This window comes from Paraburkholderia tropica (genome assembly GCF_900109265.1).
Taxonomy (GTDB): Bacteria; Pseudomonadota; Gammaproteobacteria; order Burkholderiales; family Burkholderiaceae; genus Paraburkholderia; species Paraburkholderia tropica.
Map to the genome: position 1 here is coordinate 20565 of NZ_FNZM01000019.1, position 15181 is coordinate 35745.

At 66.5% G+C, this 15181-nt stretch carries 11 protein-coding genes; 6 read left to right on the top strand and 5 right to left on the bottom strand.

Annotation, left to right across the window (positions count from 1 at the left end):
- The first annotated feature begins 146 nt into the window (after positions 1 to 146).
- Complete coding sequence (locus BMY06_RS28430) at positions 147 to 1337, top strand: porin (RefSeq protein ID WP_074986645.1); 1191 nt, start codon at positions 147 to 149, stop codon at positions 1335 to 1337.
- Positions 1338 to 1532: 195 nt separating this feature from the next.
- Here BMY06_RS28430 and BMY06_RS28435 read toward each other — a convergent pair whose 3' ends face one another.
- From BMY06_RS28435 to BMY06_RS28450, 4 genes are all read right to left on the bottom strand, one after another.
- On the bottom strand, positions 1533 to 2432 hold the full coding sequence (locus tag BMY06_RS28435; protein ID WP_074986646.1) for a LysR substrate-binding domain-containing protein: 900 nt from the start codon (positions 2430 to 2432) through the stop codon (positions 1533 to 1535).
- A 261-nt stretch (positions 2433 to 2693) separates the two neighbouring features.
- Positions 2694 to 3140, bottom strand: a complete 447-nt coding sequence (locus BMY06_RS28440; protein WP_065059517.1) for an HU family DNA-binding protein — start codon at positions 3138 to 3140, stop codon at positions 2694 to 2696.
- Between the two features lie 345 nt (positions 3141 to 3485).
- Complete coding sequence (gene pdxR, locus BMY06_RS28445) at positions 3486 to 5009, bottom strand: MocR-like pyridoxine biosynthesis transcription factor PdxR (protein WP_065059623.1); 1524 nt, start codon at positions 5007 to 5009, stop codon at positions 3486 to 3488.
- Between the two features lie 204 nt (positions 5010 to 5213).
- The gene (locus tag BMY06_RS28450; protein WP_074986647.1) at positions 5214 to 6722 is read right to left on the bottom strand and encodes a peptide MFS transporter; all 1509 of its coding nucleotides are present in this window, start codon (positions 6720 to 6722) and stop codon (positions 5214 to 5216) included.
- A gap of 385 nt (positions 6723 to 7107) precedes the next feature.
- On the opposite strand from BMY06_RS28450, the gene BMY06_RS28455 reads away from it, so the two are divergent.
- From BMY06_RS28455 to BMY06_RS28470, 4 genes are all read left to right on the top strand, one after another.
- On the top strand, positions 7108 to 7803 hold the full coding sequence (locus tag BMY06_RS28455; protein ID WP_074986648.1) for a DJ-1/PfpI family protein: 696 nt from the start codon (positions 7108 to 7110) through the stop codon (positions 7801 to 7803).
- A 309-nt stretch (positions 7804 to 8112) separates the two neighbouring features.
- Positions 8113 to 8454, top strand: coding sequence for a hypothetical protein (locus BMY06_RS28460; protein WP_065059514.1), 342 nt, complete (start codon positions 8113 to 8115; stop codon positions 8452 to 8454).
- Positions 8455 to 8940: 486 nt separating this feature from the next.
- Positions 8941 to 10446 carry a DASS family sodium-coupled anion symporter gene (locus BMY06_RS28465; RefSeq protein WP_065059513.1) on the top strand — a complete coding sequence of 502 codons (1506 nt, stop codon included), beginning with the start codon at positions 8941 to 8943 and terminating at the stop codon, positions 10444 to 10446.
- A gap of 84 nt (positions 10447 to 10530) precedes the next feature.
- On the top strand, positions 10531 to 11583 hold the full coding sequence (locus BMY06_RS28470) for an Ldh family oxidoreductase (protein WP_074986649.1): 1053 nt from the start codon (positions 10531 to 10533) through the stop codon (positions 11581 to 11583).
- 117 nt (positions 11584 to 11700) lie between these two features.
- Here BMY06_RS28470 and BMY06_RS28475 read toward each other — a convergent pair whose 3' ends face one another.
- Positions 11701 to 12873 carry a 4-hydroxybenzoate 3-monooxygenase gene (locus BMY06_RS28475; protein ID WP_074986650.1) on the bottom strand — a complete coding sequence of 391 codons (1173 nt, stop codon included), beginning with the start codon at positions 12871 to 12873 and terminating at the stop codon, positions 11701 to 11703.
- Positions 12874 to 13243: 370 nt separating this feature from the next.
- Here BMY06_RS28475 and treF point away from each other — a divergent pair, with 370 nt between their 5' ends.
- A complete protein-coding gene (treF, locus tag BMY06_RS28480) occupies positions 13244 to 14890 on the top strand; it encodes an alpha,alpha-trehalase TreF (RefSeq protein WP_244144439.1) in 1647 nt (548 codons plus the stop codon).
- The last annotated feature ends 291 nt before the right edge of the window (positions 14891 to 15181 follow it).

Consider the following 15181-nt stretch of genomic DNA (forward strand, 5'->3'; position numbering starts at 1 on the left):
AATAGCCCGTCTCACAAGGCTTCCTGGGGTGGTGTCAGCTTTTTGCGACACTGATTTTTTTTCAGTTCAAGGGAATTGCACCCCTGCGTTATTCTCCATCGCGCAACAGCAACAATTAAACCAAACATCTGCGTGGAGAAAACTGGATGAAACGAATCGCACTCTCGACCCTTTCCGTGGCCCTGCTGGCCGCAGCGGGCGCAGCACACGCTCAAAGCAGCGTGACCCTGTATGGCGTGATCGATGAATCGATCCAGTGGGCTCACAACACGGTCGACGCCAACGGCAACAACGCGAATCTGTTCGGTCTGTACGCCGGCAACATCTCGGGCGATCGCTGGGGCCTCAAGGGCACGGAAGATCTGGGCGGCGGCCTGAAGGCCATCTTCCAGTTGGAAAACGGCTTTGACCTGAACACCGGCGCGGCCGGCCAGGGTGGCCGTATGTTCGGTCGTCAGGCATTCGTCGGTCTGACGCATGACCAGTACGGCACCGTGACGCTGGGCCGCCAGTACGACCCGCTGGTCGACATGGTTCAGCCGCTGACCGCCGACAACTACTTCGGCAGCACGTTCACGACGCCGGGTGACATCGACAACAACGACAACAGCTCGCGTACCAACAACGCGATCAAGTACGTCTCGCCGGTTCTGAGCGGCTTCCAGTTCGAAGGCATGTACGCACTGGGCGGCGTCGCTGGCGCAACGGGTTCGGGCCAGACGTGGGCGGCAGCCGCCACGTACGGCATCGGTTCGTTCAACATCGCAGCGGGCTACTTCCGCGCCGACAACTCGTCGAGCTTCGCAGACCGTTCGACGTCGGCATGGAGCACGGTGTCGACCTCGGGCGCCGTGTTCGACAACCAGATCACGGAAGGCTTCCAGACGGCCAAGTCGCTCGGCATCGCTTCGGTGGCCGCGCAATACGTCGCCGGTCCGTTCACGTTCGGCGTGCGTTACAGCAACGTCCAGTTCAAGCCGGACGCGTACTCGACGGCTCTGAACCCGGGCTTCGCTTCGACCGAGCGTTACAACATCGCTGCCGGCTTCCTCGGCTATCAAGTGACGCCGGCCATGCTGCTGGGCCTCGGCTACACGTACACGCACGGCGCGGGCAACGTGTCGAACACGTACCACCAGGTGTCGATCGGCGCGGACTACAACCTGTCGAAGCGCACCGACCTGTACGCACTGGCTGCTTACCAGCACGCCAACGGCAAGCAGCTGAACGCAGACGGCACGACGTCGACGGCCGGCGCGGCAATCGGCTCGTACGGCTACAACTCGGCTTCGAGCTCGCAAGAGCTGGTCAGCCTCGGCATCCGCCACAAGTTCTAATCAGTCTGCCTGGCCGGGCGCGAGCCCGGCAGCGCGAAGAGACCTCGCAGCTAAAAATCACACGCTGCACGAGCCAGCCTCAGGCGAAAGCCGGGCTGGCTTTTTTATTGCCTGCTCGCCATTGAACCAGCGTTGTTGACTCGCGTCAGGCCGCTCGGTTTGCGCGAGCGCACAGCCGGGCCGTGCCGCGTTCGCTCAACGCAGCCTGCCCAACGCCGCCACCGCCTGATCGACGAATGCCTGCGCAAGCGGCGCGCGCGCCGCGTCCACATGATGCGCCACGTAAAGCGGCTCCGGCAGCGCGGGCGTAAAGCGCTTGACCGCCACGCGCGCGCTCGCGGCCGCTGCCGTGAGCGGATCGATCAGCGCGATACCCAGCCCCGCTTCCACGAGCGTCACGACCGCCTGCGCGAGGCTCGCCTCGACGCCCAGACGGCGCGTCACGCCCGCCTCCGAAAACGCACGGTCGATACGCAAACGCGCCTCCGTACCCGCCGCGAACGAAACGAACGCCTCGCCCTCGCAATCCGCCGCGCTCACCGCTCGCTTGCGCGCAAGCCGATGACCGCGCGGCACGATGCAGCGCATCGGCCACTCGCCGAGCGGTTCGAGCCGCACCGAACGCGGCGCCGCCACCGCGCCGACGAACGCCAGATCGCAGCGCCGCGCGGCGACGCGTTCAAGCGCGAGCAACGGCTCCAGCGCGAGCAGCGCCACGTCGACGCGCTCGTGTTCGTGCGCGAACGCCGCCGCCACGCGCGGCAGAAAATCCGCGCCGAACTCCGGCGCGCCCGCGATGCACAACGCCCCCCGACGCTGCTCGCGAATCTGCGCCGCCGCTTGAATCACGCGCTCGAATCCCGTGAAGGCCCGCTCGACTTCCTCGTGCAGCGCATGCGCGTGCGCGGTTGGCCAAAGGCGTCCGTTGCGACGCTCGAACAGCGCAAATCCCACGCCGGCTTCGAAGTCTGCGAGCAGTCGGCTCACCGCCGGTTGCGAAACGCCGAGGGCCGCCGCCGCGCGCGTCGCGGTGCGCGTCTGCATCAGCGCGCGAAACGCTTCGATCTGGCGGATGCTGGGTTCGGAATCAGGCATAACACGGGAACATGAATAAATTAGAAACGACAGATTCAAGCTATCGAACATCACGGCGATTGGCGTTATCGTTCTTTAAAAAACGGTGCAAAATCGCCATCTCAATCGATAACATCTGAACATACATCATACGCGCGTGACCTCGCCCCACGTTTCTCGCGCACAAATAAAAATCCCCGCGGGCGCGATGCCAACGGGGATTCTTTGGGTACTACCGCAATGCTGACGCAAGCCGCGACCGCGAAGTCGCGGCGAAGGCGATTAGCCTGCTGCTGCGTCCTTCAGTTTCTTCAGTGCGCGTGCCTTGACGCGGACCGATGCCGGCTTGGCCGGGAACCAGCGCTCTTCACCCGTGAACGGGTCCTTGCCGAAGCGCTTCTTCTTCGCCGGCACGGCCTGAACGACGATCTTCAGAAGACCCGACAGCGTGAATTCGCCGGCGCCCTTCTTGTGGACCGAACCCAGGATCGTGTCTTCCAGCGCGGCGAGCACGGCCTTCGTGGCCTTCGGCTCGACGCCAGCGCGCTCAGCAACGTGAGCAGCCAGCGAGGCCTTCGTGAAGGTGTCCTTGATCGGCGACGAAACGCCGGACGCCTTCACGGCGACCTTCTTAGCTGCGGCCGTCTTGGCGGGCGCTTTCTTTGCGGCAACTTTCTTGGTGGCCGGGGCTGCTGCCTTTTTGGCCACTTTCTTTGCGGAAGTCGGCATGTTTCTCCTACCAGTGTTGGTCAGTGAGTCGACGAAGCACAGCGGGATGCAAATGCTTCAACGGCGGATTCTACAAGCGTGCAAGCGTTTTGCGTGATTCTTTTGCATCGCAGATGCAAATTTGTTGCTCCGCGCTGACTGCCTGACGCATTTTGACACCTGTTTACAGGGGTAAACGCGCTCTCGCACGTCCCGCATGCGACGCGCCCGCGTCCGCGCGACACAGCCGCGATGGCGCGAAAACGCCACACGTATGGCGTTTTCGCGACGCTCGAGCCGTTTTTGCGTCGTGTAAAAAGCGCGTCGACGGGGTAAAGCTCCGTCCGCAATGTGCCGTAACAGCTTTTACGACGTCTTCAAGCGCGCCGCGAGCACACCGAGCGCCGCGTCGATCTGCTCGACCTCCACCGCGCCATAGCCGAACAAAAAACCGTGCCGCGCGGGGGCGTGCAGATGAAACGGCGCGAGCGGATGCAGACCGATCGACGCCGCGCGCCCCGCCGCCACGAATGCGGTTTCGTCGGCGCCCGGCGCGAGATGTGCGGCGAGATGCAGGCCCGCCGTGTTCGGCAGCACGGGGTCGAGCCAGCGCGCGAGCGGCCCCTGCAAATGCGCGAGCAAGGCCGCGCGCCGCGCCGCATAGGTCTGATGCATGCGGCGCAGATGGCGCGCGAAATGACCGTCGAGCATGAAGTTCGCGAGCGCCGTCTGCGTCAGCGCGCAACCGTGACAGTCGGCGACCTGGCGCGCGCGCATGAGCGGCCTCGCAAGCGCGGCGGGCGGCACCATGTAGCCCACGCGCAACTCGGGAAAAATCGTCTTCGAAAACGTGCCCACGTAGGCCACGAAACCGGCTTGATCGAGACTCTTGAGCGGCTCCAGCGAGCGCCCTTCGAAGCGGAACTCGCAGTCGTAGTCGTCTTCGATCACGAGCGCGCCGCGCGCCTGCGCCCATTCGAGCAAGGCCACGCGACGCGCGAGACTCATCGGCATGCCGAGCGGAAACTGGTGCGACGGCGTCACGTAGACGAGGCGCGCCGTTTTCGGCAGCTTGCCGACGATCAAACCGTCGCCGTCGACGGGCACCGGCACGACCTGTGCGCCCAGCGACGCGAAGATGTCGCGCGCGGGCGGATAACCGGGATCCTCCACGGCCACCGTATCGCCAGGACGCAGCATCACGCGCGCCAGCAAGGTCAGCGCCTGCTGCGCGCCCTGCGTGACGATCACCTCGTCCCCGCTGCTCTCCACCGCGCGGTTGAACGCAAGATAACGTGCGATCGCGAGACGCAGACGCTCCTCGCCCGCCGGATCGCGATACGCGCCGTGGCCGCGCGCCTGCACGCGCAGCGCCTCGTTCACGCAGCGCCGCCAGGCGTCGAACGGAAAGCGCGACTTGTCGGTCACGCCGCCCGCGAAATCGCAGAGGAGCCGCGCATCGGGACGCGGCAACGCGAGCATGCCGTCGCGCGCGCCGTCCTCCACACGCCACCACGGCTGCGCCTGCACGCCCGTCGGCGCGTGGGCCTGGCGGCTCGTCGGCTGGTTTGTGGGGTGGTTCGTATCGGCGGCCTGCGCCGCGCCGATCTGCGCATTCGTCTGCACGGGCGCACGCGCGGGCAGGCGCTCGAGCGCATCGGCGACGAAGGTGCCCGAGCCGCGCCGCGCGACCAGATAGCCTTCGGCGAGCAGGCGCTCGAACACGTCGAGCGTGGTCTTGCGCGAGACCTTCAGTTGCAGCGCGAGATCGCGCGTGGACGGCAGGCGCGTGCCACCCGCCAGCCGCCCTTCGACGATGCGCTCGCGCAGTTGCCGGTAGATCTGCCCGGCGAGGTCGCGGCGGCCTGAAACGGTGACGTGGAGATCCATGCGAGAAACGCGAAAGCGGTCGATGCGGATGAACGGCGCGGTCGTCGTGACGATGTCGATCCGCCGGCCGGAGTGAGCATCTGAAATATTGCCAGAATGACGCGAACGGCGTGACGCGAATGGCGCGCGCCATGCAAAACGCCCGGACGTGCACGACATCCGGGCGTTGCGTTCGCGCGCGCCGCAATGCGGCAGCGTCCGGTGTTAAGCAGTGGCTGAAGGCTCGCGTGCGTCGCCTTCGACCTTGACGCTGCTCGCGTGATGCTCGCGCGAAAGACGGCGCATGAGCGGCAGCAGCAGCACGGCGATCAGCATGCCGAGCGCCGCGAGCCAGCCGAGCCCCGTAAACAGCCGCGTATAGAGCGGCAGCGACGTGACGGCGTCGAGTTCGCCCGACGGCATCTGCGCGAGATTCGCCACCACGCTGCCCAGATACTGCGAAATGCCCGTGGCCACCAGATACGCGCCCATCATGAAGCCGCCGAGGCGCGCGGGCACGTAGCGCGCGACCATCGCGAGGCCGAGGCCGCTCACGAGCAGCTCGCCGAGCGAATAGAGCCCGTAGCCCGCCACCATGAACCACGACGACACGCGCCCGTCCACGGCGTAGCGTCCGCTGCCCGCGAACACGAAGAAGCCCGCGGCGACCACGGCGAAGCCGATCGCGTATTTGACGGCCACCGGCACGTCGCGGCCGCGCTTCGCGAGCGACGTGTAGAGCATCGCGAGCGGCGGCGAAAGCAGCATGATCCAGATCGGATTGAGCGCCTGGAATTGCGCCGGGCTCCAGCTAAAGAGCGCGTGCCCGAACAACGAGAATTGCGGATCGACGTTGCGCAGCGCGAACAGCGTCAGCGACGTCGACATCTGCTGATAGAAGATGAAGAACAGAATCACCTGGAACACGAGGATCAGTGCGGCGACGAGGCCGGCGCGTTCGGCGCGTTCGCAGCGCACCAGCATCCAGACGAACACCAGCAGCACGACGACGCCCGCCGCATAGACGCAGGCAACCGCCACATCCTTGTGCTGGAGCACGAACAGCGTGGCCGCGCCCAGCGCCACGCCGCCGACGGCCACGAGCGCCGCGCGGCCGAGGCGCAGCGGTTCGTCGTCGGGTGCGGTGCCGATATGCGCGAGCGTGCGGCGCATCAGCAAGAAGTTGAGCACGCCGAACACCATGCCCGCGCAGCACACCGCGAAGGCCGCGTGCCAGCCCCAATGATCCTTGATCCACGGCGTGGCGAGCATCGACACGGTCGAGCCGACGTTCACGGCCATGTAGTAAATGGTGAACGCGCTGTCGAGGCGCGCGTCGTCGCCTTCGTAGATACGGCGCACGAGGTTGGCGGCGTTCGACTTGAACAGCCCGTTGCCGACCACGATCACGCCCAGCGACGCGAACATGTGGTGCAGGCTGTCGTTGGGCAGCGCGAGCATCAGATAGCCGATGGCGAGCACGACCGCGCCCGCGACCATCGTGCGGCGCGCGCCGAGCACCTGGTCGCCGATCCAGCCGCCGATGGCCGGCGCGGCGTAGACGAGCGCCGTGAAGGCGCCCCAGGTGAGATTGGCCTGGCTGTCGGTAAAGCCGACCTGGCCGACCATGAAGAGCACAAGCAGCGCGGCCATGCCGTAATAGCCGAAGCGCTCCCACATTTCGATCAGAAAGACGGTCGTAAAGGAGCGCGTCTGTGAGATGGGTGGTGTCATGACGAGTTCCGCAAAAACTGGGGTGGCCCGGATTGTACGCATGTGCGGGCGGCATGGCGCGTTGCTTGTGCGTTGCCTGTGCGTTGCCCGTGCTCCGTGGCGCTGCGTTTCGATCCGCACCGTGTCCGCGCATGACGTGCACCGTGTTTCAGCGCGCGGGAAAGGCCCGTGCGGGGCGCTCTTCTCACCGCCTTCGCCGCGCCTTGCACCACGCCCGTGCGCCGCAGCCTCTTCCGCATTTTTGATAAGCGTCCGGTGACGCTGGCAGCTTTTGCGCCATTTTTGGCGCTCTGGCGCATGCGCGTCTGCCTAAAGTGATCACGTTGGCGCGTTGGCGAAGTTCCACGCCCTCACGCCCGGTTCAACTCACTTATCGGAAAACAGCATGGCGCTCCAGATCGGCTTTCTTCTTTTCCCCAACGTCCAGCCGCTCGATCTCTGCGGTCCGTGGGACGTATTCGCCTCGATGCCCGACACCTCGGTGCGGCTCGTCGGCAAGACGCGCGACGCAGTGGTCGGCGCGACGGGCCTGCGGCTCACGCCCGACACGACCTTCGACGACTGCCCGCCGCTCGACGTGATCTGCGTGCCGGGCGGCAGCGGCGTCGGCCCGCTGCTCGACGACGACGTCACGCTTGACTTCGTGCGCCGCCAGGCAAGCGGCGCGCGCTACGTCACGTCGGTCTGCACCGGCGCGCTCGTGCTGGGCGCGGCGGGCCTGCTGCGCGGCCGCCGCGCGACCACGCACTGGGCCTTTCACACGCTGCTGGAGCCGTTCGGCGCGATCGCCGTGCAGGACCGCGTGGTGCGCGACGGCAACCTGATCACCGGCGGCGGCATCACGGCGGGCATCGATTTCGCGCTGACGCTCGCGGCGGAACTGATCGGCGTGGATGCGGCGCAGGACCTGCAACTGGAGCTCGAATACGCGCCCGCGCCGCCGTTCGACGCGGGCAATCCCGCCACCGCGCCGGCCGCCGTGGTCGAGCGTGTGCGCGCGCTCAACGCCGCATCGCTGGCCGAGCGCACGCGTCTCGTCGAGCGCGCGGCCGCGAAACTCGCGTCCGGGCGCGCGCTTTGATCGACATCAGCGACATCAACGACATTGGCAACACCCGCGCCGCGCGGAGGGCATAAACGGCATGAGCGGAGTCCTCCGCATCCGTGCGCGCTCACGCGGCGGCCCTGCGCAGCACGCGATAAACACAGCGCAAAAGCCGCGCGGCAAGCCAGGGTCGGCCTTGCTACCGTCTTCGGCACGGATCGTATACATTGGGTCGCGGGCCGTCAGGGCCCGTCGACGGCGTCCGCGTTCGCGCGGACACCGCTTCTCGCATCCTTGCATCACAAGCCCTAAACCAGCGGTACAAATCAACCAAGAGGGGTATCAATGCGCTCCACCACCAGCAAGCTGACTCTCGCCGCGGCCGTCGCCGCATTCGCGCTCGGCGTCGCCGCGCCGTCCTTCGCCCAGGATGCCAGCGCGCCGGCCGCCACGCAGGCCGCGCCCGCTGCCTCCGCGCCGCTCACCAAGGAACAGAAAGCGCAGAAACGCAAGGAAGCGCGCGCGCAGCACAAGGCCGAACGCAAGGCCGCCCGCGCGAAGAACAACGCGGAACTGAAGAAGCTCGAGGACGCCGGCTACAAGCCCGCGAACAACGACCCGAACTACCCGCAAAACATCCAGGACGCACAGAAGAAAGCCGCCGCGGCCGCAGGCGCGAGCCAGTAACGCGTGTGCACGGGAACCGGCGCGGTCGGCCGGTTTCCGTTTTCAAACACGACCGGACGCCGATCTCGCGCCGATCTCGCGCCGATCTCGCACCCATCCCGCACCGATCCCGCGCCATTCGATCGCCGCACCCAGCGCGCACCACGCCCTTCTCCGCCCACCGCCGCGCCGCATTTCCCCCCGCTTTTTCCAGCCTCTTCGCGATCCCGCGACGACGCCAACACCTCATCGACACGATGACGAACCGCGCCATCGCGCCCGCCGACGAGTCGTTTCGCGCGCACCTTCGGCGCATCGCCGTGCCCGATATGGGACGATCTTTTCCGCCATCGGCCAAACCATCGCGTGACGCAGGGCCAGACCCGCGCCGACCCGATCACCGATATCCAGGCTGTTCGAGCCGCACGCACCGACACGATTCGCCTCGCCCGCCGCCGCCCGCTCCTCGCGCATGACGGCCCGCGAGTTCCACCCGGAGTCCACGTCATGAATGCAGCGAATCCGCAGGCCGGCACCCCGCCGAAACCCGAGTCGACGCCGAAAAAAGGCATCCCCATCGGCTTGATCGCGGGCGTCGTCGCGCTCGTCATCGTGCTGCTGCTGCCCTTGCCGGCGAGCCTGCCCGTCGCGGGCCAGCGCATGCTCGCGATCCTCGCCTTCGCCGTGGTCGTGTGGCTCACCGAAGCCGTCTCCTACGAAGCGAGCGCGATCATCATCACCTCGCTGATGGCGTTTCTGGTCGGCACGGCGCCGACCATCGAAGACCCGACTGTCTACTACGGCACCTCCAAAGCCATCACCATGGCGCTCGCCGGCTTCTCGAACTCGGCGCTCGCGCTGGTGGCGGGCGCGCTGTTCATCTCGGCGGCGATGACCGTGACCGGGCTCGACAAGCGCATCGCGCTCGTCACGCTCTCGCTGATCGGCACGACCACGCGGCGCATCCTGATCGGCGCGATCGCGGTGACCATCGTGCTCTCGCTCGTGGTGCCGAGCGCCACCGCGCGCAGCGCCTGCGTGGTGCCGATCATGGTCGGCGTGATCTCGGCGTTCGGCGTGGACAAGCGCTCGAACATCGCGGCCGGCATCATGATCGTGGTGGCGGAAGCGACCAGCATCTGGAATATCGGCATCCAGACGGCCGCCGCGCAGAACCTGCTGACCGTGGGCTTCATGGACAAGATGCTCGGCGCGCGCGTGACCTGGCTCGACTGGCTGATCGCGGGCGCGCCGTGGGCGATCATCATGTCGGTGGTGCTGCTCGTGCTGGTGCTCAAGATGCTGCCGCCCGAAACCGACGCCATCGCGGGCGGCAAGGAAGCCGTCGAGAAGTCGCTGCGCGAACTCGGGCCGATGACCGGGCCGCAGAAGCGCCTGCTGGGCGTCTCCATCGGCCTGCTGTGCTTCTGGGCCACGGAGGGCAAGCTGCACCCCTTCGACACCACCTCGGTGACTTACGTGGGCCTCGTGCTGCTGTTGCTGCCGCGCTTCGGCGTGATGGACTGGAAGACCGTGCAGAGCCGCATTCCCTGGGGCACGGTGATCGTGTTCGGCGTGGGCATCAGTCTGGGCACCGCGCTGCTCACGACCAAGGCGGGCCAGTGGCTCGGCGACCTCGTCGCGCATCACACGGGCCTCGATACGGCCGGTCCGTTCATGGCCTTCGCGATCCTGTCCGCGTTCCTGATCGTGATCCACCTCGGTTTCGCGAGCGCGACCGCGCTCACGTCCGCGATGCTGCCGATCCTGATCGCGGTCCTGCAATCGATGTCGGGCGACTTCAACCGGCTCGGCGTGGCGATGCTGCTCGGCTTCACGGTGAGCTTCGGCTTCATCCTGCCGATCAACGCGCCGCAAAACATGGTGTGCCTCGCCACCGAAACCTTCACCGCGAAACAGTTCGCGAAAGTGGGCATCGTGCTCACGATCGTCGGCTATCTGCTGTTGCTGCTGTTCGCGGCGACGTGGTGGCGCTGGCTCGGCTGGATCTGAGCGCACGTCCGATCGACATCAAGACAACACGGCGCGCCGCCGCTCGCGGCCAGGCGCGCCGCTTCATGCAATCAGGAGCCGCACATGGAAGTCGCAATCGCCGATGCACGCCGCTTCGCCGTGGACGTGCTCACGCATCTCTCGGTGCCCGCCGACATCGCCGCCGATATCGCCGACCACCTGATCGAATCCGACCGCGTGGGCTACGCGAGCCACGGCCTGTCGATCCTGCCGAACTACCGGCGCGGTCTCGAAGCGGGCCTCGTGGTCGCCGACGGACGGCCCGAACGCGTGGTCGACCGCGGCGCGCTGATCGCCTACGACGGCCATACCGGCTTCGGCCAGCACGTCGGCAAGGTGGTTATCGACGATGCCATCGCCCGCGCGCGCGACCACGGCCAGTGCATCGTCACGCTGCGTCATACGCACCATCTGGGCCGCATGGGTCATTACGGCGAAATGGTCGCCGAACAGGGCTTCGTGCTGCTCGCGTTCACCAACGTCGTGAACCGGCCGCCGATCGTCGCGCCGTACGGCGGCCGCGAGCCGCGTCTCACGACCAATCCGCTCTGCTTCGCGGGACCGTTGCCGGGCGGGCGTCCGCCCTTCGTGGTCGATATCGCGACCAGCGCGATCGCCGTGAACAAGGCGCGCGTGCTCGCGGAAAACGGCCTGCAGGCGCCGCCCGGTTCGCTGATCGACGCCAACGGCCAGCCCACCACCGACCCGAACGTGCTGCTCGCCGAGCCGCCCGGCGCGCTGCTGCCGTTCGGCGCGCACAAGGGCTATGCGCTCGGCCTCGTGGCGGAACTGCTCGCGGGCGTGCTCTCGGGCGGCGGCACGATTCATCCCGACAATCCGAGCAACGGCGTGGCGCACAACAACATGTTCGCGCTCGTGCTCGATCCGCAGGTGGACTTCAACGCGACGTGGCGTTCGCAGGAAGTCGATTCGTTTCTCGACTATCTGCTGAGCTGCCCGCCGCAGGACCCGACGCAACCCGTGCAGTATCCGGGCGAGTACGAGGCGCACAATCGCGCGCTGCATCAGACCACGATCGATCTGCCCGATTCGGTGCGCGAGCCGTTCGGCGATCTGGCGGCGGAATTCGGCGTCGCGCCGCTCGCGGCGATCTGAGCGGCGTCTGAACCGCATTTGAACGGCGAATCGACCATGAAACAAGGGGCGCCTGAGCGCCCCTTGTGTTTTACCGCTGCATTTCCAGCAGTATCTGGCGGATTCGCGCGCCGCGCATCACACCGCGACCGCGCCGACGTAGTTCTCGGCCATCGCCATGGCCGCCGCGCGCGACGTGGTCACGTGCTCCAGTTCCGCGACCTGCAGACGCTGTTCGAACGGCGACGCATCGTCGAGACGGTGCATCATGCGCGTCATCCAGTACGAGAAGTGCTCGGCGCGCCAGATGCGGCGCAGCGCGGTTTCGCTGTACGCATCGAGCAGATCGGTGCGGCTTTCCTTGTAGAAGGCGACGAGCGCGGCCGTCAGCACACGCACGTCGGCGACCGCAAGATTGAGGCCCTTCGCGCCCGTCGGCGGCACGATATGCGCCGCGTCGCCGGCGAGGAACAGGCGGCCGTGCTGCATCGTCGTCGAAACGAAACTGCGCATGCCGACGATGTTCTTCTGGAAGATCTTGCCCTCCACCACCTGATGCCCGTCGTGCGAATCGACGCGCGCATGCAGCTCCGCCCAGATGCGGTCGTCGGACCAGTTGTCGACGTTGTCTTTCGGATCGCACTGGAAATACATGCGCTGCACGTTGGGCGAGCGCGTGCTGACGAGCGCGAAGCCGCGGTCGTGGCGCGCGTAGATCAGCTCGTCGGACGACGGCGGCGCTTCCACGAGAATGCCGAACCAGCCGAACGGGAACACACGTTCGTAATCCTGGCGCAAGGCCGCCGGAATCGCGGCGCGCGACACGCCTTGCGAGCCGTCGCAGCCGATCACGTAGTCGCAATGCAGCGTGTGCTGCTCGCCGGCGTGGTCGAAGCGGATCGACGGCGCATCGGTGTCGATGCCGTGAATCGAGGTGTTGCTGACGTTGAAGAACAGCTTGCCGTCCGCCTGCACGCGCGCGGCGACGAGGTCCTTGAGCACTTCGTGCTGCGCGTAGACGGTGATCGACTTGCCGGTCAGATCGGTGAGATCGATGCGGCGGCGCTTGCCTTCGAACGCCAGCTCGAAGCCGTGATGCAGCGCGCCTTCAGCCTTCATGCGCGCGCCGACGCCGGCTTCGCTGAGCGTGTCCATCGTGCCTTGTTCGAGCACGCCCGCGCGGATCGTCGATTCGATCTGCTCGCGGCCGCGCATGTCGAGCACGACCGAGTCGATGCCGCGCAGATGAAGGAGGTGGGAAAGCAGCAGGCCTGCGGGCCCGGCGCCGATGATGCCAACTTGAGTGCGCATGCGGGTTGTCTCCATTTGCATGTTGATTTTGCGCAAGTTTGGCGGGCGCAGGCGATATCGCGCAACGCGATATCGAGAATAGGGACTATCTCAATTGCGAATAACGGGCCGAAACGCAGGCCGAACACGCGCGGCGCGCACGCGTCGGACGGAATGGAATTTGCTGCAGCGCGCCAACGCCTTGTTACTGACCACTTCGAAAAACGATCTCAACGCCATGCCGAATTCGTTCGCCTCTCGTCGCCTTGCCGTCAACGAAGTTTTTCCGCGTGTTTTCCCAATTTCCGATCGGAAACAAACGCACACGAAGCTGAAACACCGCGCCGCCGCGCTGTGCATCGCGCTCGCACTCGGATGCGGCGCACACGGCGTGGCGTTCGCGCAAACAGCGACGCAAACAGCACCGCAAACGGCGCCGCAAACCGCGCAGGAAACGACCGCTCTGCCGCTGCCGCCGTCCGAGCTTTACGGCCAGCTTTATCGCGACGTCGAACTTGCGCAGGTCTATCCGGACAGCAAAACGTTCGCGGACATGACGCCAAACGAAGCGCCCGCCAACATCGTCGAGGCCTACGCAAGCTGGCGCACCGAGCACGCGAACATCACCGACGCCGATGCGCGTAAAACCGCGCTGCGGCAGTTCGTCGAGCAGCATTTTTCCGCCGCGAAAGTCGCCACCGACAGCTATGTCGCCGATCCGAACCAGAACGTCGTGAGCCATATCGACACGCTCTGGGACGTGCTGCGCCGCAACCCCGACGCGGGCCAGCAACCCTATTCGTCGCTACTGCCGCTGCCGAATCCGTACGTGGTGCCGGGCGGCCGTTTCAACGAGATTTACTACTGGGATTCGTACTTCATCATGCTCGGCCTGGAAGCGAGCGGGCGGCACGATCTCACGCGCGACACGCTCGACAATTTCGCCACGCTCATCGACCGCTACGGCCACATTCCGAACGGCAATCGCACCTATTACCTGAGCCGCTCGCAGCCGCCGTTCTTCGCGCAGATGGTGGCGCTCGTCGCGCAGCGCGACGGCGACGGCGACGCCGTCTATGTGCGCTATCTGCCGGAACTGCGCAAGGAATACGACTACTGGATGGCGGGCGCAGACACGCTCAAGCCCGGCGAAGCCGCGCAGCACGTCGTGCGTCTCGCGGACGGCACGCTGCTCAACCGCTACTGGGACGCGCGCGCCACGCCGCGCGACGAGTCTTACCGCGAAGACGTGCTGACGGCCCAGGCCGCGCCGCAGCGCGACGCCGCCGACCTGTGGCGCAATCTGCGCGCGGGCGGCGAAACCGGCTGGGATTTCAGCTCGCGCTGGTTCGCCGACAACCACACGCTCGCGACCATCGACATCACCTCGCTCGTGCCCGTCGATCTCAACGCGCTGCTCGTCGATCTCGAACGCACGCTCGCGAAAGCCTATGGCCTGAAGGGCGACGCCGCGCAAGCCCAGGCGATGACCCGGCGCGCGCAACAACGCAGCGCGGCCATCGAACGCGTGCTCTGGGACCCGCAACTGCACGCGTTCAGCGACTACGATTTCGTGCATCACACGCTCACGCACCGGCTGACGGCGGCGACGGTCTATCCGCTCTACACGGGCGTCGCCACGCGCGCGCAGGCGCGCCAGGTGGCCGCCGCCGTGCGCGCGGGGCTGCTGCGGCCGGGCGGACTCGCCACCACGCAGGTGTCGAGCGGCCAGCAATGGGACGAACCGAACGGCTGGGCGCCGCTGCAATATCTCGCGATCGCCGGGTTGCGCCGCTACGGCGAACGCGCGCTCGCGCAGACCATCGCCACGCGCTGGATCGCGACCAACCTCGTCTATTACCGACGCACCGTCAAGCTCGTCGAAAAGTACGACGTGAGCGCGGCGGCCGCGAAGGCGTCGTCGGCGGGCGGCGGCGAATATCCGCTGCAGGACGGCTTCGGCTGGACCAACGGCGTGCTGCGCGCGCTGCTCGTGATGTATCCGCATACGGAAGGCGCGACGATTCCGGCTCAGTGATTCGGGCACCGATTCACGCTGATTCGCGCCGATCTCGCACAAGCGAATCGGCGCGTCTACGAGGATCCCGCCGACCTGTTCGCGCATCTCGACGAAATCGCCGCGCGCAATTGGCGCGGACTGATGCGGACTGATGCGGACTGATGCGCATGAATCGCCGATCAATCCAGCCCAAGCGCCGTTCGCACCGCAACGCGTAGCAGCGAACAGACGCCGCGCCATCCACGCCACAATCTGAAACGATTCGGGCCGCGCGCCGTATCTGTCTGCACGGGTCCGCACGGCTCGGCA